Source organism: Streptomyces sp. NPDC003248 (assembly GCF_055563235.1).
In genome coordinates, this window is sequence record NZ_JBVHDT010000022.1 from 44,265 (window position 1) to 67,258 (window position 22,994).

Sequence of the window (22,994 nt, forward strand, 5' to 3'; positions counted from 1 at the left end):
GCTCCCCTCGTTACCGGGCCCGCCGCGGGCCCTTGCGCTGCTCCTCACCCGGGGGCCGACGTGTCGGTCCGGGCTTCCCCATCTCGCCCGGCGCGCCGGTGCGGCCAGTGCCGTCCGAGGACGTCGGCGACGGGCTCTTGCCAGTGGCGGCCACCGTCGCACCGCGCTGACGCTGCCACCCGTCCAGCCGCCATGAAAGCACTTCGGCGACCGAGTCCGCTGAACCCAACTCCCTGCGGACGGCGACCGCAGCGAGGACGCCGACGGGATCCTCCCCAGTCTCCTCGATCGCCGCCAACCGTGTGCGCAGCGCGGGCCACGCCGGGTCCGCGAGGACCACACTCGCGTGCTCGGGAACCGCCTCCTGGACAACGCCCGCCATCGGCCTGTCCCCCGAGACCACAGGTGCCCGGCGGTGTCCCGAGGGGCGGGCAACCGTGCGCTTCGGGCGCGGCCGGTACGCGCGTGCCGCGCTCGCGCCGGCGGTCACCTCGACCGCCTCACGCAGCAGTCGACCGGCCCGTCCAGAAGCCTCCGCCTGCGCCCGGTGTTCCTGCGCCTGGTGCCATCGGCGAGAGGCCTCGATCGCGGTCACCAGGGCAAGCAGGAATCCGAGCGCGGCGACCGTGTCGCTGCGTCCTGCCGCGGCCGCCGACCGGGACAGCAACTGTGCCGACTCCCGATAGAGTCCGCGCGCCTGGCCCTCCAGCGCACGGTCGCCCGGCACGCGTGCAGCGCGCTCGAACTCATACGCCGCGTCCTTCAACCGGTCGCGCACCATGCGCGGAGAAGTCACAGCAGCGATGACGATGAGGTCGCCGAGCGCGGCAACGTCCCCGGCCCCCTGGTGCAGCCCGCCAGCGCCGAGCTGCTCGGCGGCCGCGCGCACCCGGCGCTCCGCCTCGCGCCACATATCCGCCGGCGCGACCGCCGGTACGGACACCGGGTTCTGCCATCGCTCGCGCACGCGCGGCAGCGACAGATCGGAGGCGAGCCGGGCGCCGGGAAACCACACCGCGTGCTGTCCGCCGTCGCGGTCGCCGGGCATCGCAACCGAGTATCCGGTGACGTTCCCGTCCGGTGCCACACGTTGCTTCACCCGCACCCCGTACGCGGTGAGCCGGACGAAGAAGTCGTCATCGCTCACGGCCGCGGCCGCGGCCTCGCGCACCGTCCGTTGAAGCGTCTCGCGGACCGGCTCCGGCAGTCCGCGCCGGGTCGCCTTCTCCTGTTCTCCCGTCTTCGGCCACGTCCGCGCGGTCTTGTCGCCATGTGTCAGCCGACGGAGTCCGAACTCGACCTCGAACTGCCTCGCGGCCGCGTGCATCTTCGGGATGTCCTGCCGCAGCCGTGGCTGTCGTCCGTCCTGCCGGGCCTTGGTCGCGACGATGTGAATGTGGTCGTCGGCGTGCCGGATCGCGACCCACCGGCAGGCTTGGTCGTCGCCGTGCTCCGCGATGCCGGAGGCGTGCATCATCTCGCGAGCGACCCGCGCCCATTCCTCGTCCGTCAGGAGTCGGTCCTCAGGCGCATTGCGTACGGCGACGTGGTACACGTGCTTGGCCGGTCGCTTGCAGAGCAGGGCATGCACCGGGGCGTCCAGGATGAGCGCCAGGTCAGCAATCGTCATGTGTGGCGAGCGTGCCGGGTCCTCGACGTACGGGTCGTCCCACGACGCCACCATGTGCGGGTCGATGTGTTCGTCCCGCTTGCCCGGGCCGTAGAGGTAGTCCAGCAGTCCCCAGGTGTCGGTGCCGTCCCTGGCCTTCTTCGGCATCACGGCCGTTGCCGCCGTTCACGCATCACCTGGAGCGTCGCCTCGTCCAAGCGTTGCACGCTCTTGAGAATGGCCTCCAAGGTGGCCGCGAGCTGGGCTCCGGTCACGGTGCCGTCGGCGTTCAAAGCCTTCGCGATCTGGTTGACGTTGTTGCCGATACGCGAAGCCTGATTGCGCGCCTGGATCAGCTCAGCAAGAACGTCTCGGGAGTCGGTAGAGACGGGAACAACCTTCTCCTTGGCCACGTTCAATGCGGCGGATCCGACCCATGACGCGAGGGCCTGGTTGTCGCGTGCGGCAGCCTCGGCAACGATGGACAGCTCGGTGTCGTTGTAGGAGACCTTGATGCGGCTGTCGCGAGTGCCATCGGCCTCGCGTTCGCGGCGACGCTTCGGCGCGCGGCGCCGGCCGTCCGCTGCCGATGGCTCTGCCACGGCGGCCTCCCTTCCAACCCACCGGTCCGTGCTCGGACCAAAGATCACCGGCCGCCCACAGTAATGGGCAGAAAGCCGGGGATCACGCTTACTGGGCCCAGTAAGCACTAACTCGCTTCCGGTACCTAATGCCGCCGAGAGCGGCACACGCTGCACGTGGCCCATCGTCAAAAACCCTGCGACCTGCGGTGATGAACGCGCACCTGAGGTCGCCGCGGGAGCCCTGCCAGTACGATCACGGCATGGCGAGTGCACACGAGATCAGACAGCGGATGAAGGAGATCCAGGCGGCCCGCGAGGCGGCGTTCGAGCCGCTGGCGGAAGTCCTGGAGAAGCGCCAGGAACTCCAACAACAGTTGACCGCGCTGGACGAGCCATACGCGAAGGCGTTCGCCGCGGCGGAGGCCGCGGGCTGGACTGCGGACGAGCTGAAGGAGATCGGCGCCGAGGAACCCGCGAAGCGTCCAAAGGGACGCCCGCGGACCAAGAGGGCCGCAGCCAAGAGGGAGGTGACGGAGAAGACGTTCCCGGACACCTCGACCACGCAACCAGTGGCCGTGGTGCCTGCGCAGGAAGGCGTCGGAGAGTCTACAGGGACGGCTTCCGCAACCCTGTCGGTCTGACCGACCAGCGAACGTAGAGAGGGGCCCTGCGGGGCCCCTCTTGGTATGTGCCCCGGGATCGGTGCCGCCGGTCACGGTGACGGTCGCCGACGTCGCGCGGGCGTCTGCCCGGCAGGTGGGCAGTCCAAAAACTGGAACGGTCGGATGCGGCTACCGCGCGGCGGGAAGTGCGTCCAGGGCGGCTTGCCACGGGTAGGCGTGCACGTTGCCGTGGCGTGGCCGATGAGGGACGAATCCGCCCTCACCGAGCAGCACCGTGACCCCCGCCTCGCGCAGAATGGCGACGTTGGGGTGTACGGCAGGGTGGGCGTCCTGAGCGTTGTTCCAGTGCGGCAACGCCACGATCGGCCGCCTCAGTCCGATGCCCTCGGTGATCAGTCCGAGAGCGAGCGTGTCGCCGATGCCGGCCGCCCACTTGTTGAGGGTGTTCGTGGTCAGCGGGGCCACGAGCATAGCGTCCGCATCGGGTAGAACATCCGCTTGCGACGGTAGCTTGTACTCGTGCCGCACCGGGTGGCCGGTTAGCTTCTCCAGCTCCGCGATGGTGCCCGGCGCGTCCTCGGTGGCCCACCGATACGCCTTCGGTGTCAGGATCACGCACACGTCCCACCCGGCGGCCTTGGCGGCGCGGATGGGGACGGGCAGGTGCTGGGCAGGTGGGGCGGCACAGGAGATCAGATACAGGGTCTTGGTCACCCGGGCAGTCCACAGCGATCAGCGAGCAGACGCAACCTTCCCTGGACGGAAGGCGGGACTCCGAGCAGGCGCAGGTCCTCGACCAGGGCGCGCGTGCGGGGGCGACAGCGTACTTCCTCCGGGGCGAGTTCCTCGGCTTCCAGCAGGGTGGTCACGGCGTCCTCGCGTAGTCCGTCCTGGGTCTCACCTCGGGCCCGGTCCGTCAGCAGATGTGCGCGGCGCTCGCGCGGTAGGGCCTGGAACGCGGAAGCAGGGATGCCGTGCGCTACGGCGACGGCGTCGGCGCCCTCGGACAGGTGCACGTGTGCGGCAACGCGGTAGGCAGCGACGTTGGTCGGGCCGAACGCGGTGTAGAGGTAGTTGGCGTCTCCCCCGAGTCGGGCGGCATGTTCGTCGGCCTCGCCGAGGAACTCCGGGACGCGGCGGGCGTGCCGCTCCGGGTGGCGGTCCTCGGCTTCCGCGGCCGCCGCCGACGCCATCGCGGCTTTCAAGAACAGCATGCCGAGAACGGAGTATCCCTCTGGTCCTTGGCGCAGCAGGTCGGGTTGCAGGCGGGTGGCCGCGGCGAGGATGAACTCGGTGGCGGCCGCCGCCTCTCCGTGCATCGTCATCGCGTCGCCTAAGTGGCGCGCTGCTGACGCCATGATGACCGGGTTCTGGCTGTGCTCGGCGGCTGCGACGGCGCGGTGTCCGGCGAGTACGGCGAGTTCAGTGTCGCCCCATTTGATGGCGGCCGCCTCGGCAAGTTCAAGGGTCAGGCTCAGCACGCTGTAGGCGGTGGCCTGGTCGTCGCCGGCGTGGCGGTGGGCAGCCCGGGTGGCGTCGACTAGAAGCGTGGGGATGTCGTTGCCGAGCTGCTGGAAGTGACCGGCTTGGAAGGCGGTTCGGGAGTAGTCCAGACCGCGCCGCAGCGTCGCGACGGTGACCGGATCCGCGTTCGAGTCGTCGCATGCTCCGGTGATGACATCGTGCCGCTGGAGCGCTGCGCGCACGGCTGCGATCTCGTTCTCCCCGGCGCACTCGACGTCGATGGGTTCGGCGATCAGCCGGTCGAGTGTGACACCCAGACGGAGGGCGGCCAGCCTCGCCACCGACAGGTTCGGGTCAGTCTGCCGGTTGCCTGCTTCCAGGTCCTCGACCCATCGCACCGACTTGTTCATGAGGGAGGCGAACTCCCGTACGGTCAGACGGCGTCGGGTGCGGAAGTATTTGACCTGACGGCCGAAGAAGGTGCTGTCCATGGATGCGCTCCGGGGCGGAGTCGAGACAACCCACGCACATTGCGTGGTCTCACTCTGTTGTACCGCCTCTACCGTCCGGATATGGCCAAGTCCCCGAAGACTCCCCCGCCCCTGACCTGGGTCGCGCTGGCGACGCTCAGCGGTGAACGCGCCGATGCGCTGGACCGGAAGTCGGTGTGGTCGACCCGGCTGCGACGTGTGGGTCGGAAGGTCGACGTCGTGGTGCTTCCGCTGGAGCAGGGTCTGGCCGCACTGGACGCTCAGAAGCTGCCCGTCCAACACGGCTACAGCCTCATCGCCGACTACACGAGCGGCAAGTTGATCGCGCTCATGGAGCCCGGCTGGGCGAACCTATGGACGGGCGTTGCCGGGGTCCGGGTACTGCCGGTCGGCTCGTGGGTCCTGGTGCCTGCGGACGTGACGACGTCCCCGGGCTCGTGGACGGCGGCTTGGCTGAGTCGTCCTCCGCTCCCCCAAATCGACCTTGCCAGCGAAAGCGGCGTGGACGAGCGACCCGAGGAACGGGATCCGGAGTCACTGGACGAGGTGCCCGCCGGCCGTCTCGCCCCCCAGACGCTGTGCGACGGACTGGCCATTCTCGACGGCTGGCAGGCCTCCACCGTAGGGACCGCGTCATGACCGGGCGCGTGACGTACGACCCGCACGGCGCCATCTACGCGAGGCTGCCGCTCGACCGCAAGCCGTACCTGCTGCTGGCCAAGACAGTGCTCGCCCTGGATGCGTCGGCGGACCTGCCGCCGGATGACTGCGTGCAGATCGCGCTTCAGCTCACCGGGCATGCGAACCTCGTCGCCATCGATGTCCAGCGCCTGTGCAACTGGCTCCCCGAAAACAGCAGTGGAAAGGCGCTGACCGAGACCGTTCTGGCCGACGCCACGAAGCGGCTGGGCACTCCCGCCGAACCCACCCTCGACGCCATAAAGGAGCGGGCGCAGGTCTTGCGCGGACTGTACGAGCGACTGGACCGGCTCACCGCGAACCGGACGCGCACCGGCGCCTCTTCGGGGCGTTCCCGCTCGCCCGCATAAAGCCACTGTCCCGGGTCGCATCCGCCGCCACCCCCGTGGGCGCGGGTGCACGAAGCCCCCAGCAGGATGCCGCTCATCACCTGGCCTGCTGGGGGCTTCCCCATGTCGTCAGTGCTCGCCGAAAGGTCCCGGGCGGACCGCTCTTTGCGCGGTCCGCCCGGGACCTGCGACTACGCCGCCACGGACGTCACTGGCTCCTCGGCGAACAAGTCCAGTTGCTCGGGCTCGGCGGTGCTGGCACCGGTGTCGATCCCGTACAGCTCGTGCACGTACGCGCGTACCTTCGTCTCCCAGTTCTCGACTCCGAGGATGCGCCCGAAGACAGCGGCCGAGACCATCGGGCAGACAGCGTCCGCCGCCTGCTGGGCCACGTTGCGCACTCCGCGGCCGCGTCCGACGTGGGTCCACGGGTAGTCCGCGGGGAAGCCGACCAGGCGGCCGATGTCGGACTGGCCGATGGTCTCGCCGGTCTCGGAGTCCGCCCATCCGTACGCGGTCGCGGTGACGCACGTGGACGGAAGATCGGCGCTGCGTGAGCCGCCGCCCTTGGCCCGTCCGGTGACCGGATCGACGGGCCGGTGGCCGCGCGTCAGGTAGACCCGGCCCTCGGGCCATCCGACGACTTCAGCGAACGTCGGCGCCGGGATCGGCTCCGCGGGAACGACGTTCACGAAAGGCGCGACCTCGCCGCGGTAGGCGGTCATGAACCGGCGCTTGCGGTGCGAGGCGCCGTAGTCGACCGCGTCCAGCGTCCACGCCTCCGTGGTGTGCCAACCGGCGTTGGTCAGTTCGGCGAACAGTGCGTCCTCGATCTGCCGGGGCAGTGCGCTCGACTGCTCGACCATGACGCACTCCAGGATGCTGCCGGGCCGCGCGATCATCCCGAGCGGCCAGATGATGACCTCCGCCATGAGCCCGGCGCGCGGGTCCTCCAGTTGCGCGAGTGGGGCGCGTACCTCGTCCCAGGTGTCGCCGGAGCGGGGCGCGTAGCCGGTCGGCGAGTGCTCCCAGGGCGTGAACCCGGCGGCCGCGCTCGCCTCCCAGATGACGTGGCAGATGACGTCGATGGCGCCGGCGTAGCGCCCCCTGCCGAGTCCGCTCGGGGTGAACGCCTGGCACGGCGGAGTGAGGGCGATGATGCTGACGTGCTGGAGTGCCGGGTTCTCCGGGTTGAGTGCGGTGACGTCGGCGCGGACGACGCGGAACCCTGCGGCGCGAGCGGTGGCGACGGCGCCGCCGTCCAGGTCGATCCCGATGATGTCGACATCCTCACCGAGGACTTCGCTCAGTCCCAGCGAGAGGCCTCCGGGACCGTGGAACAGCACGATCACGCGCTTGCGCAGGATGCGGCCGAAGGTGTCGCGCTCGGGGGCCCACAGCCACTCGATCGGGAAAGGGCGCGCGTACCACTCCAGGAGGCTGCGGGTCTCCTCGTCCAGGGCGGCGAGCCGTTCGGCGGTGACCGGCCCCTGGTCCTCGATCCGCCCAAGCGCGACGGCGGCGCGCTCGCTGCGGGCCTCCCGCGCGAGTTCGTCCTGCCGTGTCTCGTGACCCTCGCTCACTGCGTGCGCGCACTCCACGATGCGCTCGGTGGCCTCGAACCTCCACTGCTCGGCCTGCCGGTCGCCAGGGTTCTCGTTGGCGTACTTGGTGAGGGTGGCGGCCGCCTTCCAGCACTCGACAAGTGCGGGGTGGCCGGACGCCATGGTGACGGCCGCCGTGTCGGCGGCCTCCTGTTCGGCAGCATCGGCGGCGGAGCTCAGCATCCCGCTGGCGGACTCGCCGAGGGCATGAGTGTCACCCATGATCCACGTCCTCCGTCTCGTTGAGGGTTCTCGGTGTGGGCCCGGGGCCCGGTGGCCGGTCGGGGATTCCCGCCCCCTTCCGACGTAACCAATACTCTCAAGTTTTAGGGGGTGAGTCAAGCCCGACACCCCACAAAACAGCAGGTCAAAGGCATTTTTCGAGGAGTTCCCCGTACCCGCCGCGGGCCCGCAGACGGACGCCCTGCCACGACGATGCGGACAGGGCTGACCAGCTCGACGGCCCCGGCCACATCGCGGCAGCAGCCGCTCCCCCTCAGCCACGCCCGGACGGCGCGCTCTGCTCACGCTCACGCATCCGCGACGGCGGCAGTACGGCGCCCGGCCCAACTCCGGCCCGCCGGACGGCACTCCGGACCCCCGCCGGGCACCCCTCCCCTCCCCGCCGGCCCCTACTACGCGCACAACAGCGAAAGCCGCAGCCGGGCGACGGCTGGCCATGTAAACCCCGGCGCGTAGCCGCCCCACCTCTTAAGAGGTGACTTCACGGGCCGCCGCTCCCGCCCTCTGACGTACCGATGGCCAGCGCGCCCCTGCCTCGGGGTGCACTGGCCATCGGCCGGTCGGCGCCGCTATCGCTGGCGGGCCTGGGTGACGATCCGCTTCCAGGTGTCCACGGACTGACCGTGCTCGCGGGCGAGGTCGGCGGCCACCTCTCCGGCCTTCCGGCCAGGCTGGGCGGCCAGGGCGTCGGCGGCCACCTGGACGCGCGGGTCCGGCTTCTTCTCCTTCGCGACGCGGCCGGACGGGCGTCCGCCGGCGGTACCGAACCCGCTGGCGGGGTCGTCAACGAACCGCCAGAGCTGGCGACGGGTGCGGTACTCGCGGGTGCGGGTCGCCAGTTCCTCGACCCGGACCGGGTCCGGCCAGCAGGGCGGCGGGTTCTTGGTGTACTGCGTGATCCGGGCCGGATCGACGCCGAGCAGGCGAGCCTGGCCCGCGGGCGGGAGCTGCTCGTCGGGGTCGCCGCTGCGGTCCACCCCGGACAGGTCGCGGGGCCGCTGGCGGTGCTCCTCGAACCATGCGGTCCACTCCTCCAGGTCCCAGTGCATGACTCCGTCGATGTCGCGGGGTTCGGGGTGGCCGTTGGCCCGGCGGTCCCGCCATAGGGATGTGAGGGTGGTCCGGCCGTAGCCGCTGTGGTCGATCAGGTCCTCACGGGTCGCCCATTGGCGGCCGTCGGCACTCTTCACGGGTGTACTCCTGGTGGTGTCGTTCCTGGCTACGATGGTGCCTGGTTCGGTTATGGGCTGTTGAGGGCCCTCGGTGGCCGGACCGCACGGCCCGGCGGGATTCCCACGCTTTTGCGCCCCGCCGGGCCGCTCGACGTCCGGCTCCAGGTGGCGACGGCCGCCGTCAGAACAGGGTGTACTGCGCCTCGTCCACGGGCTCGGGGGCACGGCCGCCCTGGCGCAGGGCGGCGGCCCGGTCCGGCCGCACAACGCTGTCCGCCTCCGCCGGTTCCGCCTCGGGCTTGGCCGCGGCCGCCTGCTTCGCCCGCCGCCGGCGCCGCGCGGGCCCGTCGGGGGCCGGGCCGCCCTTGGCGCACGGGCACCGGCACCACCACACGCACGGCGCGTCGTCGGGCCGCACGATGAGTTTGGCGACGCCCCGCCCGCGGGCGTCGTGCACCCAGTCGGTGTTGTCGTCCACGTGCGGGCCGCCCTCCTGGCGGTGGACACACAGGTCGCAGCGCTTCGCCAGGCAGTTCCAGCAGGTGCCGCGCTCGCACATCGACCAGCGCCAGAAACCGAACGGGTACTTGCGGTCGATCTTCGTCATGAACTCGGGCCACACCTGCTCGCGGACCCACGCTCCCTCGTCCTCGCTCATCGGCGAAGGGTTGGGCACCGGGTCGATGATGCCCATGATCAAGCCGCCCTGGAAGTTCAGGAGGGCGGTGTCCCGCACGCTCTCGTGCTCCTGCGCCGTGAGCATGCGCTGCGGTCGGCGGATGACGGGGAAGTCGGCCCTGGACGTCTCGTTCATGCTGCGGTCCTTCGGTTGAGGGGGTTCGGTGCGGTCGTGCCGGGCCTGACGGGGGAGCGGGATTCCCGCCCCGCTTCCCCGCCGGACTGGCGCCGGTCAGCCGGTCTGCGACGGCGCGGGCTGCGACGTGGCGAGCCACGCGGTGATGGCCTCGACGCAGTCGGCGAACTGGTCGGCGGGGCGCGTGATCAGCTCGCACTCGGCGCCGATGCCGTCACCGGCGAGGACGGTCCACTCGTCGCCGGTCGCGGGCGCCCGGTCGACGGTGATCTCCTCGTCGTCGGTGTCGCTGTAGAGGTAGAGCACGACGTAGGGCTCGACGAGCATGCGCGGGAAGCCCTTGCGGGTCTGGTTGTGCCCGACGACCAGCCACGTGTTCCCGGCGTCGTCGTCGCGGTGGACGGTGATGCCCCGCTCATTGAGGGCGCGGATCGCGATGGCCTCCGCCGTCTCGGGCTTCTCCGGGGCGTACGGGGCCTCCTGGTTCTCGTGCTCGCCGCCGTGCTCCACGATCAGGTCGCGCACGGCCTCGACCGGCACGTCCACGTAGAGCGAGCCGTCGCCGAACTCGCGGCCGGTCAGCCAGTCCTCCCACTGGTCCTCGTTCTCCCAGGCCTCCGTGTCGGGGGCGTCGAGGCCCGGGAACAGGAAGACCTCCGCCGTCGCGCCGCCGGGGGCGACGTTGAGGGTGAGCACGTGCCCGTCGGCGAGACGGATGCCGTCGAAGACCTTCTCGGTCCCGCCGGCCGTGAGGTTGTCGAGTCGCGGCGTGCTGATGGTCATGGGGTTGTGCCCTTCGTTCGTTGAGCGTTCTCGGTGTGGCCCGGGGGCCGATGCCGGTCGGGATTCCCGCCCCTTCCGACGTAACCAATACTCTCAAATTTCTAGGGGAGGGTCAACTCCTCTCCCCTGTGAATCCGCAGTTCAGGGCCCCGCCCGGGCCCACCCTCGGAGGGCGGGCCCGGGCGGTGAGGCGGCTCCGGTCCGGAGTCAGCCGCGGGCGAGCTGGGCGAGGTCGGCGCGCTTGCCGTGTAGGGCGAACACGGCCTCCAGCAGGGCCAGTACGACTTCCTCGGTGGCAGCCGCGGTGACGTGGTCGTGCAGGGTGTCCAGCGCGGCCACAAGCTGGGCGTCGTCGTCGGCGAGGCCGCAGGCGGTGAAGCCGAGGGGAGCCGAAGCCATGAGCGGGCGGCGGTCCAGGGCGTGTGTGACGTACTGCCCGAAGCCTTCCGGGAAGCCGGTGCCCGGGGCCTCGATGGCGGTGGTCTCGGCATCGGCGAGGGCAAGCCGGGCACTGTCGCAGATGCCGTCCGGGCGGGTCGGCTCCTCCTCGTAGAGCGACAGGGTGACGATGTCCAGCAGGTCGGCGATGACGAGCAGCGCGCGGCCGTTCCAGGCGGAGGCGAACAGGGTGCGGCGGCGGGCGATGTCGGCCAGCACGGCGGCCCGGACGGCGGCGGCGCGGGCCTGCTCGGTCGGCTCGAAGACGATCATGTCGACGTCCCTTCCAGGGGAGTTGAGGTTCTTCGGTGCGGCCCGGGCGCGGCGGGATTCCCGCCCCGCCGGCGTCCGGGCGGTGTGGTGCGGCGGTGCCGCCGGGCCCGGGGAGATCCGGGCCCGGCGGACGGCGGGCTACTTCTGGTAGGCGGGGATCAGCGCGCGGACCTTCTCCTCGCCGATGCATCCGCCCTCGTGGCGGAAGGCGGACGGCGGGTTGCCGTTGCGCCCGCGGTGGTGGCTCCAGTAGCGGACGCCGGACCAGGGGCACAGCTCGCACTGGAGGTACCAGGGGTTGTCCGACCCCGGGAAGCCGTGGAGCACGGCCCGCCAGTGGTGCTCGGTCAGCCCGGCGAACGCGACGTGAGCGCCCGCGATGTTGCGCGGGCTGGCGGGCATCCGCGGGTGCAGCAGGGGCACCGGGCCGTTCAGCGGCTTCGGGGCCTCGGCGCGGATCTGCTCCAGGGTGACGGCGGTGACGCGACCGGCGGCGTACTCCTCGGCGAGGTACTCGGCGGCCATGTCGATGCCCTTGGTACCGGTCGGCGGGCGGCGAAGGTTGTGCTCGCCCTCGGTGGTGACGACAAGCCAGTCACGGTGCCAGCGGTAGGCCTGCCCGATGACCCGGTCCTGGCCGATGATCACGGGGTAGCGGCACTCGATGTCCGGCTCTCCGATGCGGGTCTTCAGGGTGGTGGCGCTCATGGACGTGCTCCTTGTTGAGGTTCTTCGGTGGGGTTGGGCCCGGCAGGCGGACGGGGATTCCCGCCCCGCGTCCGCCCGCCGGGGTGTCGCTGGTCAGCTGCCGGTGGAGTAACTGGGGGCGACCCTGCCGGTCGGCGTGTAGGTGACCTCGCACGGGAACGGGTTCGGCTCCCGGATGCTCAGGTGAATGCGGCTGCCGTCGGTGTACGCCGTGCGGGCGTCGCCGCCGCCGGGGAGGTGAGTGACGAGATCCCGGAGCACCACCGTGCGGGACACGATGGACCGAAGGGACCGCTTGCCCGGCTGCCGGTGGACCTTGCGGTACTCGGCACCCCAGGGCGCATCGGGCAGGCCGATCAGGCGCCCCGTGCTGTACAGGACGGGGGTGTGACCCGGCGCCAGCCTGCGCAGGGCGGCGGTGAAGCGGAGGTAGTCCGCGCACTCACTGACCGCAACAGGGGGGCAGTTGAGCATCCGCCCATTGCGCAGTTCCGGGATGCGCACGTAGGCGCACGGCTCGGTCTGGTCGGCCTCGGCCTCCGCGCGCTCGCGGTAGACCATGCCGTCGTGGGTGCCTTCCGCGAGGCTTACGGCGATCCAGCCGGAGGCCTGGGCCGACAGCAGCAGCGCGATGGCGTCGGACATCTGCGCGGCGGCTTCGGTGTACTCGTCGCGGTTCTTCATGACTCTCCTGGGTCGTTGAGGTGTTTCGGTGGTGGGCCCCGGCGGGGTGGGCGGGATTCCCGCCCCGTCCACCCCGCCGGGCGAGAGGGTCAGCCCTTGCGGGCAGGGTTCTCGATGACGCGGAACGCGGTGCCGTTTTCGGCGACCAGGACGTGGCCGCGGGCGAGGTCCTGGACGTGGGCCGGGATCTCGCCGGTGCGGAAGTCGGCCTTCTGCATCTGCGGCCACAGCAGGCCCGCCACGTCCTCGGGCTCGACCGAGTCGTCGCCTTCGGCGATGGTGATCCACTCCTCGCCCGTGCGGCGGAACTGGCCCAGGTACTTCGGCTCCTTGGACTGCTCGACCGGCCACGTCGGCTGCTCGTGGCCGTAGTAGCGCACGGCGTTGAGGACGGCGTGCAGACCGCCGCCGGGGTGCTCGTCCACGTCGGCGAGGTGCATCAGGTCGGCAATCAGGTAGCTGACCTCCTCGCCGTGCAGGTCTCGGTACATCTCCCAGACCGTGCGGGCCCGCTCGGCGCGGTCCGGGGTGGTGAGGTCGTCGTGGTCCATGCTCAGCCTTTCGTTGAGGGTTCTCGGTGTGGGCCCGGGGCCCGGTGGCCGGTCGGGGATTCCCGCCCCCTTCCGACGTAACCAATACTCTCAAGTTTTAGGGGGTGAGTCAAGCCCGACACCCCACAAAACAGCAGGTCAAAGGCATTTTTCGAGGAGTTCCCCGTACCCGCCGCGGGCCCGCAGACGGACGCCCTGCCACGACGATGCGGACAGGGCTGACCAGCTCGACGGCCCCGGCCACATCGCGGCAGCAGCCGCTCCCCCTCAGCCACGCCCGGACGGCGCGCTCTGCTCACGCTCACGCATCCGCGACGGCGGCAGTACGGCGCCCGGCCCAACTCCGGCCCGCCGGACGGCACTCCGGACCCCCGCCGGGCACCCCTCCCCTCCCCGCCGGCCCCTACTACGCGCACAACAGCGAAAGCCGCAGCCGGGCGACGGCTGGCCATGTAAACCCCGGCGCGTAGCCGCCCCACCTCTTAAGAGGTGACTTGGGAGAGGGATCAGCCGACGAGTCTCCTGCGGCGCCGGCGTGCCCGTCCGGCTTGGTCTCGGCCACGGCAAAGGGCCCGGCGAGACGGGTGTCTCTCCGGGCCCGGGTGTCGGGCGGGTCAGTAGAGCTGGATGCGGGTGAGGACGATGTGCGGCGGGTCGGCGTCGGCGACGATGACGTACTCGGCGATGCCGAGTGAGCCGTCCGCGCCGAGCGGCATGCGCCGTTGCTGGGGCCACCGTGACGATGCGGTGCTGCCGGGCACCTGGCCGCTGGTCTCGTTGATCATGACCGTTGCGGCCACGATGGCGCCGAACACGTCACCTGGCAGGGCCTTGTCCATGAGGAGTTCGGTGACCTCCTCGGACAGCACGCACGGTAAGCCCTGCGGGTTCTCGTCGTGGGGCTCACTCAACGGGCAGGCCCGCGTCCTGGCGGCGCCAGCAGAGGTCGGCGACCGCTGTCGTCGGCAGGGTTCCCTCCAGCGCGGCCGCGGTGAGCCGGTCTCCGGCGGGGTCGGTGTCGAGCATCGCGTCGCACCACCAGCGCCGCAGGACGCCCTCCGCTTCCTCGGGTGCCGCCGCGAGCAGCTCGCGGTAGAACTCCATGCGGCGCTCGCCCGACAGCGCGGCCGCGATGCCCTCGGCGTTGCGCGGCACCCGCTCCGGCTCGTGCGGGTGGATCGGCTGTGCGGTCATTGCGTGCCCCTTTCGGTCTGCTCCGAGTCTGCCCGCTCGCGGCGGCCGCCGTCGACTGGCTGCGCGGGTGCCGCGGCCCGCTCCGCCCGGCTGGCGACCCCCGCCTCGGCGACCGCGTCGGCCAATCGGCGCACAGCCGGAGAATCGCGCCGGCGTCCGGGTGGCCGATCGACGTCACGGTCACCGCCCGGCGGACCTGGCTGAACGCGTGGGAGACTCTCACGTGATGTCGACCGTCGGATTCTCAGAATCCGTGTCATTTCCTCAGCTCACCCGTTCGATGCAGGCCGCTGACCTGCGACATGACACGGGGATGAGACTGCTGCGGAGAAAATGACACGGGATTTGAGAACCTACAGCAGGTCAGAAGCCCGTACCGAGGTCGCGGGCACGCGCATAGTGGCCCTGGAACGCGACGGTGACGGTACCCGTCGGTCCCTGCCTGTTCTTGCCGATGATCAAGTCCATCTCGCCCGCCCGCTCGTGCTCCTTGTCGTACGCGTCGGGGCGGTGCAGCAGGATCACGGCGTTGGCGTCGGCCTCGATCGACCCGGATTCGCGCAGGTCGGCCATCATCGGCTTCTTGTCCTCGCGCTTCTCGACCTCGCGGTTGAGCTGAGCCGCCGTGATGACGATGATCCCGAACTCGCCGGCCAGTGCCTTCAGACCGCGGCTGATCTCGTCCACCTCGCCCGTGCGGTTCTGCCCGCGCTTGCCGGAGGCCCGCATGATCTGGAGGTAGTCCACCACCAGGACGCGCGGGAGCCTGCCTTGCGCCTGGAGCCAGCGCAGCCGCGAACGGAGCTGCACCGTGGTGGCCGCCGGGCCGTCGTCTACGACCAGTGGCGCCCCGCCGATGGTCAGGGCCGCGTCGTGGATGCGCTGGCGGTCGTCGTTCTCGTAGTGCCGGTCCTTGACGCGGTTGAGCGGGACGCGCGCCTCCGCGGCGATGATCCGCTCCATCAGCTGCGGGCGGCTCATCTCCATGGACGACATCAGCACCGTCATCCGGTGCTTGATCGCCACGTGCCGGGCGATGTCGAGCAGGACCACGGACTTGCCGATCGCCGGACGGGCCGCGATCACAACCAGGTCGCCGGGCTCCATCGGCAGCATGGCCTGGAGGTCGGCGTACGGCAGCGGCAGGCGCTCGGGCGGCGGCGCGTCCATGCTGACGAGGTACTCCTCCAGCATGTCGTCCACGTCCGAGACCCGCTCCAGCCCGCCGCCGGCCCCGAGCTGGGCCGCCGCCTGCATTTCGGCCTGGGCGGCGTTGACGATGTCGGCGACCTCGCCTTCGGCCGCGTAGCCCATCTGCACGATCCGGGTGCCCGCCTCGATCAGGCGTCGCAGCTTGAACCGCTCGACCACGATCTCCGCGTGATACTGGGCGTTCGCCGCCGTCACCACCGACTGCACCAGCGTGTGCAGGTAGGACACGCCACCGATCCGCTCGATGTCGCCGGACTTCGTCAGGTACGCGGCGACCGTGATCGGATCGACCGGCTGGCCCTTGCCGTACATGTCCATGATCGCGTCATGGATGACACCGTGCGCCGGTCGGTAGTACGCCTCGCTGGGAACCCCGGCCTCGTTGACGTCGGCGATGGCGTCCTTCGACAGCAGCATGCTGCCGAGCTCGGACCGTTCGGCCTCCACATCGTTGGGCGGGACACGCTCGAACGGGACAGTCTGGGGCCCCTCATCGAACAGCGAGCCGCCTCCGTCCTCGATGCCGTCGTGCTGGGTGGGTACGCTCATGGGTGAATCCCTTCTTGAACCGGGTGATTCGAGCGGCGGCAGGGGCCTTTCCACGGGCTCCCCTGCCGCCGTTGTGCTGCGGAGGATCTAGGCCAGCACCGGCTTCTTGGCGTTGCTGGGGTGGCTCGGGTGGCACTCGCACCGGATCAGGCGGCCGTCGTCGGCCTCGCGCATCCGCTGGCCCGGCTGGGCGGGCGGGATGCCGTCGTTGCACTTGCCGCACCAGTCGGGCAGTGCGGGGCGCTGGCCGGGCACCACGCTCCTCGGCGGGACGAACCGCTCCAGGTGACGCGGCAGCGAGTACCAGTTGCCTCGGCTGCCCATATCGGCGGCCGCGGCGACCAAGTGTTCAACATCGATGCCGTCGGCGAGCAGCGCGGCCGCGTCACGGACCATCGCGGTCCGGCTGCGGGCCGGGACACCGTGACCGTGCCTCTGGCGGGAGGCGATCCAGGCCTCCGCCACCCGCACGTCGTCGTGGGTGTCCGGCTCCTCGGCGGCAGCCGAGGGGGCGGTGTCGTTCTCCGGCGAAGCCGAAGTCTCCTCTCCTCGTCCCGTTCTGGCCTTCGCCGTGACGGTGGGGCCCGTTGGGGCACCCGGGTCACCAGAGAGAGAGGCTTCTTTGAGAGAGCTTCTTAGAGGGTGATCGTTTTCGCTGGTCAGGGGAAGATCCGTTCCAGAAATCTGGTCTGGCGTTCCAGTTTTCTGGAAGGACGTTCCAGTTTTCTGGAACGAGGGGGTCTCGGGGGCTCCGACCTGCGGCGTTCCAGTTTTCTGGAACGGCTCGCCGTTGGAGTCGACCAACCGGACCCTGGCTCGGATCTGACCGTTCGGCGTTGCCTCGATCTCGGTGAGGTGGGTGGGCGGCGCCGGCGGGTTCTCTCGCCAGTCCGGCCGGTAAGCGTCGAGCTTGTCCCACGCGTTGCGCCACCCGGTGTGGACGGCGTCGGGGGGCAGGTCGTTGACGACGAAGCCGCGGGAGATGCCCTTGGCGGCCCGCTCCTTGCCTTTGAGCTGGCTGATGCCCTCTAGCTCCAGCACGTCCTTCGGCACGACGAGGTTGAGGTCTTCCAACGTGCCCAGGACCTCGTACATGGTCGAGACGCTGGTGGGCTTGTCCTTCGGGCCGGGCAGCAGCCAGCAGAGCTGGTCGATCGTCATGCGCCGCATGCCGTTCCACGACTGGCGGGAAGCCTCTGCGATCATCGACCGCAGCAGGCTATAGAGCCGGTACGCGGTGTGCGTCATTCCCGGCATCAACATCAGGTAGTCACGGACCTGCGTGTACGACCAGTAGTCGGTGATGGTGCCGGAGAACTCGTACAGTTCATCGCCGTCCGGCGGAGCGGCAGCGGCGGACAACGCCTTCTGCGGGCGCTTCACGGCGCCACCGCCTTGGTGGCGAAGAACACAGCGGGTGCGACCGAACGAGTCGGTGCCGTGACGCTGCGTGTCGTTGGGTGGGTCTGGTACATCGTGCGGGGTCTCCCCTGGGTGGTTCGGGGAGTCGCATACCGGCAAGTGACGGAAAAGAGACGTGGTGACCTGGGACACGCTGCTGCGTGTACACCGCCGCTCGTTCTATTCTGTGAGTGGTGACCTCGGGCCCCTGGCAGGGCTCGGGCCCCGGCGTCATCGCCGACCTACGACTCAAGCTGTGGAGGCTGGGAGTCGATCTAGATGGCCGTTCTGCTGGCAGGCAGGGCGGCCATCGGCATTTCATGGGGCTGGCCCGGTCCTGGTTTTCGCAAGGGACGGAGGCAATGGGAGGCACACGAAGATCTTGCCTCGGGATCCGGGCCGCGGAGAACAGCTTTCCGGGGCAGCGAGGCAGGTCCGCACTGTCGTCCGCGACCTCCTGAGTCGGGGTGCGGGGGTGCGTGAGGTGACCTTCATGCCGGGGCCTCTCGGTTCCGTGGGCTTCGCCGCGGGCGCGGTTACTCGGAGTGCCGCGATGCTGACCGGTATGGTCAGCAGCCGCGACAGGCGTACGGGCCGCATTCTCCTCCTCCGGCGCGGGCTTTGGCGCCACACCCCCCCGATCTCGGAGTGTCGCCTGACGCGCCGGAGTCCGATCCCTCTGGTCAGGGCTGTCAGCTGGTCTCTTCCGGTGTCTCGACTGGGTCAACGGGCCACTGCGCCGATTCACCCCGCTGGAGTTTTCCCGCCAGCTCGACCCGGTCTCCCGGGATCACGCGGACGGTGACCTCGATCGGCTTGCCGGTAAGGGCCGATGTCCCAACGATCGTGGACTCGAGCACGGGGATGGACTGGGCGATTTCCAGCAGCCTCGCCTCCTCGCGGTCCGGCATCCGAATGCGAGACGTCTCCTCCCACTCGATCGGGCCGTGGCCAGCCTCTTCCAGCCTGTCCAGGTAGCCGCCAGGGCCGGGTGACGGCTCGGCGATCCTGGGGGCGGTCTCCACGGCTTCGGGGCTGAGCCACGTGTCCACGAGCTGGAAGGGCGGTTCGCCGGCGGGGCTGGTGACACGCCGACGGCGCAGCACCTCGGCGCCAGGCTCCAGCTCGAATTGGTCGGTCACCTGGGCCGGGGCGGGGACCACCTCGCGGAACGGGCGGCCGTGGACCTGCCACGGTTCATCCGGCCGTGAGGCGGCCGGGAACACATAGCCGCGAGCGGGGTCGCGAGTGATAGTCACGCCGCGCGTGATCCGTCGTCGAACGGGGGGCTCCAGGACGACGGACCCCTTGCGCTGGATCGTCCGGACGAGCCCTTCCTTCTCCAGCTCCTTGTACGCCGCGCGAACGGTCTCGTGGTGAATCCCCCGTTCGCCCGCATACGCCTTGAGCTGCGGCAATGTCGATCCCGGCGGGTAAGTCCCGTCCTGGATTTTGGCGCGCAGCTCGTTTGCGAGCTGTCGCCACTTGATGGAGCTGGATTCGGTCATCGGAACGCATCTCTCCTTGGCTACTGGGCGTCACCACCACACTAGTTCAGACCTAGGTTTTAACGCTCATTGCACCTCACTGTCCAGGCGGTGAGGAAAAAACCTAGGGTTATTGACACGCTTCGTCGGTCATGGTGTCATCTTCCCAGGGCGGCAAAAACCTAGGTTTTAGTTCCGCTCGTGACGGTGTCAGCGGAGGTCCCTCGCGGGCTGAGGCTGGCTGGCCGCTCGTTGCTTGAGAACTCCACAGAGGACGCACCGCGACCTGAACACGGGAAGAAGCGGCCGTCAGAAGTACGCAGGCAACAGCGACAAGCCGTAGGCCCTGCCGCACACGAGAGCAGTAAGCACCTTCTCCCGATGCTGCCCTTGCGGGGCAGGTGGAGCCGAGACGTGCGGTGAGACAAGGGCGAAGATCGCGGGCCCCACAGGCAGCGCGACCGGTTCGAGTCCGGTCCGGGGCGCTGCGGCAGATGCCGCTCAACTGCGCCGCCCAGACGGCGCGACCCCCGACACGTGCGCACAGGCGTTGCAGCGCTCGTGCGTGTCGGGGGTCCACGGATCTACCAGCGAAGGAACTGATCCGCATGACCATCATGCCCGCCGACATGCCCCTGTCGTCCACCGGGATCACCGAGGACGTTCAAGAGGCCGTCAACGAGGTTTTTCCCCTTTTCGAGTCGGTCCAGAAGCTGGCCCGCCTCGGCGTGAGCGTCGCCTTCGAGGTGGCGCCCTCGCGCATCGTCGCCACGATCAAGGTCACCGCGGACGCGGTGAAGGTCCTGCCGGCGCTGCTGGAGGAGATCGACGGCACCCGCCCGGGCCAGTTGCCCGACGGGCAGCTCGTCGTCACCGGCTCGATGTGCCAGGGGACGGTCACCCTGCGGGTGCTGATCCCGCAGGAGTGGGTGACCCCCGAGGAGCTGGCCGTGCTGACCGGCATCGCCGTCGCCGACCCCTCCAACCTGCTGTGAGCGCCGAGTCTGCCGCCCAGGCCGCCCAGGCTGCCGAGGCCGCTGAGGCGGCCCGCAAGGCGGAGGAAGCCCGACAGCGTGCACAGGCCGACTTGCAGCGCCACGGACAGGCCATGTCCGGGATCGGAGGACGACGGTGACCCTCATCCTGCTCACCCGGCCGAAGAAGGCCGTCAAGAAGTTCTACTACGAGCACGGACCGATGGACGGCTGGTCCGCCGACGACTTCGAGCACCTGCTGGACCTGCTCGTCGTCGTGAACGCCCCCGGCCCGCTGGCCCGGCTCCGCCTGCGGCTGACGCTGCTGATGTGGACCGGCGCGGCGATGCCGTTCTATGCCCTCGGCGAGCTGCTGTGGGAGGTGCAGAACCGCATCCCCGAGCGACTGGAGAAGCTCACCGACTGGGTGGACGACCGCTGCTCGGCCATCGAGTCCGCGTGCAGGCGGGCCGGTGACCACGCGCTGGTCGAGCGCGCCAGCAGTGCCGTCGAGTGGATCTCGACCGCGGCCAACTCCGTTGGCCGCACCGCCGCCCGCCGCGTGCGGGGCTGACGGACCGAACACCGAGGTGGCCGCCGGGAGGCGGCCACCTGCATGAGAGGAGGTCGGTGTGGGGGCCCGAAAGCCAGCCCGCAACGCCAACGCCCGGAAGACGACGACGCCGCGCCGCCCGGCCAAGGCGGCGGCCCCGCCGCCGAAACCGGGGGCGGGGGAAGACAGCGAGGCCCTGGACGCGGATCTCCGTGACCGCGCCGCCGACGTGATCGACGGCGCCCGGTGGACCGGCGCTCAGGAAGCGGCGGCGCTGATCCAGGCCGCCAAGAGCGAGGTGGACCAGATCCGCCGGGCGGCGGCCGCCGACGCGAAGCGCGTCTTGGTGGAAGCCGCCGAAGAGGTCGGGGAGCGGCTGCGCCGAGTCGAGGGCGACGCGGACACGATCCGCGCCGGTGCCCGCAGCGACGCGGAGGCGATCCTCGACCGGGCCCGGACCGAGGCGGCCGCCGAGACCGAGGAGGTCATGGCGGCCGCCGAGGAGCAGGCCAAGAGCCTGCTCGCCGACGCCGAGAAGCAGGTGAGCGTCGTGCTCGCCGAGGCGGAGGACCGGGCGAACGCCCTGGTGGAGCTGCGCCGCACCTCGGCGGAGGCCGCCTACCGCAAGGCCCTGGACGACGCCGCCCGCATCGTCGGTGAGGCGCAGGACCAGGCGGTGGAGATCCGGACGGCGCGGGCCGCCCTCGACTCGGAGCTGGACCTCACCCGCCGGTCGGCCCGGCTCGACCTGGACGAGGAGCTGAGCGCGCGCCGCGCGGAGATCGACGCCGAACTCGCGGCCTACCGCGAGGAGGTGGACGCCGCCCGGGCGGACATCGAGAGCCAGTTCCGTCAGCTCGGCGAACAGCACGAGCGGGAGCGGCAGGCGCAGCGGACTCGGCTCGCAGCCGAGTTCGAGGAGCTGCGCCGGGAGGCGGAGAAGGAAGCCCGGACCGCCGCCGGCGCGGTGCGCGAGGAGGCGGACGCCAAGCTCGCGGAAGCCAACCGCGAACTGGACGCCGCCCGAGAGGCCCGCCGCATCGCCGAGAAGCGCGCGGCCAGCCTCAAGAGGACCCGGGACCGGGGGGAGGTCATCAAGCATGGCAGCATCTGGATCGCCCTCGCGGCCGTGATCGCCCTGACCGCCTCCGGTGAATGGGCCTTCGCCCGGATGGTCGGGCTCGGCAGTACGCCGTTCGGAGACCTGGGGTGGGCAATGCCGGTGGGCCTGGACGTCTACGCGGTCACGGCGTTCCGCATGCGGAAGGACGTGCCGTACGCGCTCGGGCTGATGGCCGCCACCAACATCACGTACCACGTGGCCGACATGACGGGCACGGGCGTGACCGTGGTCGACGGCAAGCAGCACCCGAGCATTGGGCTCATCGTCGTCGCGGTCCTCGTCGTCGTCGCCATCGTCTGGCGGGTTCACCGCCTCCTGGAAAACGACCACGAGGAGAAGGCGACGGCGCCCGCCGAGCTCGAGACGGACGCGGACGCCCCGTCCGCCGGACGGGGCGAGCCCGACCGTACGGCGACCCCCGAGCCGCACCGTACGGCCGACCCCAACCCTGACCGTACGGAGCCCCGTACGGACCCCGCCCGTACGGGGCGTACGGCAGACCGTACGGACGCACCCCGTACGGACCGTACGGCGGCCCGTACGGCAAAGCCCCGTACGCCCCGTACGCCCGCCCCCCGTACGGGCGGACGTACGGCGGCGGTCCGTACGGACGAAGAGGCGATCGAGATCCTGCGGGGCCTGCCCCGCGGGGAGGACAGGTTCGTCACCGTCAACGCCGCCCGTACGGCCGTCGGATGCAACCGCGACCGGGCCGTACGGCTGCTGGACGAAGCGGGGCTCCTGAGCCCTGCGGACCGAGAGAAGCACCTCGCCGCTCGCTGACCCGCGCGGCACGTACGTCGCGGGCCGGGCCCGCTACTGCCCCCCGAGGTCGGCGGGCCCCATCCCCCCGAGAGGAGATCACCCCGTGCCCGAGATCGAGCACACGAACAACGACGAGGTCCTGAACCGGGTGCCGGCGGAGTTCCGGCCCCTGCTCAACCTGGACCACCTGACCACCTGGACGCTGGACCGGCAGCGCGTACACAACGACGACCAGAGCGAGTACGAGGCGGCCCGGGCGATGTTCCAGGCCGTCCTGCGTTCCCAGCACGTGGAGGGAGACGGCAGGTGGTCGGCCCGGCGGCGGGCTCGGAAGGTCGAGAAGCACCTGAACCGCCTGGTCAAGGGCTCGCGGGAGGCGGCGCGGGGCGCGGAGGGCCTGCGCACCGCGTACGCCGACCACGTCCGCGTCATCCAGGCCCTGCCCGGTCAGCGGGCGGCCAAGGCCAAGGCGAAGGCCGACCGGCGCGACCAGGTGAACACCTTCGCCACGAAGTCGCTGAACAAGACGATCGGCGCGATGACCGCCCGGCCCGACATCGACAACGAGGAGAGCAGCGAAACCGCAGGTCAAGACGCCGGTAAGGCGTCCGGCGGCCGCACGGTCCGGGGCGTCAACGACCTGTTCGACCGCAAGGGAGCCTGAGCA

Annotated in this window: 24 protein-coding genes; 7 read left to right on the forward strand and 17 right to left on the reverse strand. The window is 70.5% G+C overall.

What is annotated here, in order from left to right; all coding sequences use genetic code 11:
* Window positions 1-10 precede the first annotated feature (10 nt).
* The gene (locus tag ACZ3KJ_RS33315; RefSeq protein ID WP_467532506.1) at window positions 11-1,777 is read right to left on the reverse strand and encodes a relaxase/mobilization nuclease domain-containing protein; all 1,767 of its coding nucleotides are present in this window, start codon (window positions 1,775-1,777) and stop codon (window positions 11-13) included.
* Window positions 1,777-2,211 carry a plasmid mobilization relaxosome protein MobC gene (gene mobC, locus ACZ3KJ_RS33320; protein WP_467532507.1) on the reverse strand — a complete coding sequence of 145 codons (435 nt, stop codon included), beginning with the start codon at window positions 2,209-2,211 and terminating at the stop codon, window positions 1,777-1,779. The genes ACZ3KJ_RS33315 and mobC overlap by 1 nt, the downstream gene beginning before the upstream one ends.
* A 242-nt stretch (window positions 2,212-2,453) precedes the next feature.
* Here mobC and ACZ3KJ_RS33325 point away from each other — a divergent pair, with 242 nt between their 5' ends.
* Entirely contained in the window at window positions 2,454-2,834 is a 381-nt protein-coding gene (locus ACZ3KJ_RS33325; RefSeq protein WP_467532509.1) for a hypothetical protein, read from the forward strand.
* Window positions 2,835-2,984: 150 nt separating this feature from the next.
* Here ACZ3KJ_RS33325 and ACZ3KJ_RS33330 read toward each other — a convergent pair whose 3' ends face one another.
* A complete protein-coding gene (locus tag ACZ3KJ_RS33330) occupies window positions 2,985-3,530 on the reverse strand; it encodes a flavoprotein (RefSeq protein ID WP_467532510.1) in 546 nt (181 codons plus the stop codon).
* Window positions 3,527-4,771, reverse strand: coding sequence for a helix-turn-helix domain-containing protein (locus ACZ3KJ_RS33335; protein ID WP_467532512.1), 1,245 nt, complete (start codon window positions 4,769-4,771; stop codon window positions 3,527-3,529). Before ACZ3KJ_RS33335 ends, ACZ3KJ_RS33330 begins: the two co-directional genes overlap by 4 nt.
* A gap of 81 nt (window positions 4,772-4,852) precedes the next feature.
* On the opposite strand from ACZ3KJ_RS33335, the gene ACZ3KJ_RS33340 reads away from it, so the two are divergent.
* Together ACZ3KJ_RS33340 and ACZ3KJ_RS33345 are read left to right on the forward strand one after the other, a co-directional pair.
* The gene (locus ACZ3KJ_RS33340; protein ID WP_467532514.1) at window positions 4,853-5,410 is read left to right on the forward strand and encodes a hypothetical protein; all 558 of its coding nucleotides are present in this window, start codon (window positions 4,853-4,855) and stop codon (window positions 5,408-5,410) included.
* Window positions 5,407-5,820, forward strand: coding sequence for a restriction endonuclease (locus ACZ3KJ_RS33345; RefSeq protein WP_467532515.1), 414 nt, complete (start codon window positions 5,407-5,409; stop codon window positions 5,818-5,820). Before ACZ3KJ_RS33340 ends, ACZ3KJ_RS33345 begins: the two co-directional genes overlap by 4 nt.
* A gap of 170 nt (window positions 5,821-5,990) precedes the next feature.
* On the opposite strand, the gene ACZ3KJ_RS33350 is transcribed toward ACZ3KJ_RS33345, so the two are convergent.
* The 13 genes from ACZ3KJ_RS33350 to ACZ3KJ_RS33410 form a co-directional block, all read right to left on the reverse strand.
* A complete protein-coding gene (locus ACZ3KJ_RS33350) occupies window positions 5,991-7,625 on the reverse strand; it encodes a DNA cytosine methyltransferase (RefSeq protein ID WP_467532517.1) in 1,635 nt (544 codons plus the stop codon).
* A 590-nt stretch (window positions 7,626-8,215) separates the two neighbouring features.
* Window positions 8,216-8,836 carry a hypothetical protein gene (locus ACZ3KJ_RS33355; protein WP_467532519.1) on the reverse strand — a complete coding sequence of 207 codons (621 nt, stop codon included), beginning with the start codon at window positions 8,834-8,836 and terminating at the stop codon, window positions 8,216-8,218.
* A gap of 163 nt (window positions 8,837-8,999) precedes the next feature.
* Window positions 9,000-9,632: a DUF6248 family natural product biosynthesis protein gene (locus ACZ3KJ_RS33360; RefSeq protein ID WP_467532520.1), complete on the reverse strand. Its 633-nt coding sequence runs from the start codon at window positions 9,630-9,632 to the stop codon at window positions 9,000-9,002.
* 96 nt (window positions 9,633-9,728) lie between these two features.
* A complete protein-coding gene (locus ACZ3KJ_RS33365) occupies window positions 9,729-10,415 on the reverse strand; it encodes a hypothetical protein (RefSeq protein ID WP_467532522.1) in 687 nt (228 codons plus the stop codon).
* Window positions 10,416-10,622: 207 nt separating this feature from the next.
* On the reverse strand, window positions 10,623-11,126 hold the full coding sequence (locus ACZ3KJ_RS33370) for a hypothetical protein (protein ID WP_467532524.1): 504 nt from the start codon (window positions 11,124-11,126) through the stop codon (window positions 10,623-10,625).
* 138 nt (window positions 11,127-11,264) lie between these two features.
* The gene (locus ACZ3KJ_RS33375) at window positions 11,265-11,834 is read right to left on the reverse strand and encodes a hypothetical protein (protein ID WP_467532525.1); all 570 of its coding nucleotides are present in this window, start codon (window positions 11,832-11,834) and stop codon (window positions 11,265-11,267) included.
* Window positions 11,835-11,927: 93 nt separating this feature from the next.
* On the reverse strand, window positions 11,928-12,518 hold the full coding sequence (locus tag ACZ3KJ_RS33380) for a hypothetical protein (protein WP_467532526.1): 591 nt from the start codon (window positions 12,516-12,518) through the stop codon (window positions 11,928-11,930).
* Between the two features lie 89 nt (window positions 12,519-12,607).
* Window positions 12,608-13,069, reverse strand: coding sequence for a hypothetical protein (locus tag ACZ3KJ_RS33385; protein WP_467532527.1), 462 nt, complete (start codon window positions 13,067-13,069; stop codon window positions 12,608-12,610).
* 614 nt (window positions 13,070-13,683) lie between these two features.
* Window positions 13,684-13,980 carry a hypothetical protein gene (locus tag ACZ3KJ_RS33390; RefSeq protein ID WP_467532529.1) on the reverse strand — a complete coding sequence of 99 codons (297 nt, stop codon included), beginning with the start codon at window positions 13,978-13,980 and terminating at the stop codon, window positions 13,684-13,686.
* Window positions 13,973-14,263, reverse strand: coding sequence for a hypothetical protein (locus ACZ3KJ_RS33395; RefSeq protein WP_467532530.1), 291 nt, complete (start codon window positions 14,261-14,263; stop codon window positions 13,973-13,975). Before ACZ3KJ_RS33395 ends, ACZ3KJ_RS33390 begins: the two co-directional genes overlap by 8 nt.
* A 363-nt stretch (window positions 14,264-14,626) precedes the next feature.
* The gene (locus ACZ3KJ_RS33400; RefSeq protein WP_467532531.1) at window positions 14,627-16,024 is read right to left on the reverse strand and encodes a replicative DNA helicase; all 1,398 of its coding nucleotides are present in this window, start codon (window positions 16,022-16,024) and stop codon (window positions 14,627-14,629) included.
* 87 nt (window positions 16,025-16,111) lie between these two features.
* Window positions 16,112-17,407 (reverse strand): hypothetical protein, encoded by a 1,296-nt coding sequence (locus ACZ3KJ_RS33405; protein WP_467532532.1) that lies wholly within the window; start codon window positions 17,405-17,407, stop codon window positions 16,112-16,114.
* 710 nt (window positions 17,408-18,117) lie between these two features.
* A complete protein-coding gene (locus ACZ3KJ_RS33410) occupies window positions 18,118-18,933 on the reverse strand; it encodes a GntR family transcriptional regulator (protein ID WP_467532533.1) in 816 nt (271 codons plus the stop codon).
* Between the two features lie 587 nt (window positions 18,934-19,520).
* On the opposite strand from ACZ3KJ_RS33410, the gene ACZ3KJ_RS33415 reads away from it, so the two are divergent.
* From ACZ3KJ_RS33415 to ACZ3KJ_RS33430, 4 genes are all read left to right on the forward strand, one after another.
* Window positions 19,521-19,907, forward strand: a complete 387-nt coding sequence (locus ACZ3KJ_RS33415) for a hypothetical protein (RefSeq protein ID WP_467532534.1) — start codon at window positions 19,521-19,523, stop codon at window positions 19,905-19,907.
* A gap of 136 nt (window positions 19,908-20,043) precedes the next feature.
* A complete protein-coding gene (locus tag ACZ3KJ_RS33420; protein WP_467532536.1) occupies window positions 20,044-20,460 on the forward strand; it encodes a hypothetical protein in 417 nt (138 codons plus the stop codon).
* A gap of 58 nt (window positions 20,461-20,518) precedes the next feature.
* Window positions 20,519-22,345 (forward strand): hypothetical protein, encoded by a 1,827-nt coding sequence (locus tag ACZ3KJ_RS33425; protein WP_467532538.1) that lies wholly within the window; start codon window positions 20,519-20,521, stop codon window positions 22,343-22,345.
* Between the two features lie 85 nt (window positions 22,346-22,430).
* Entirely contained in the window at window positions 22,431-22,991 is a 561-nt protein-coding gene (locus ACZ3KJ_RS33430) for a hypothetical protein (RefSeq protein WP_467532540.1), read from the forward strand.
* Window positions 22,992-22,994: the final 3 nt, after the last annotated feature.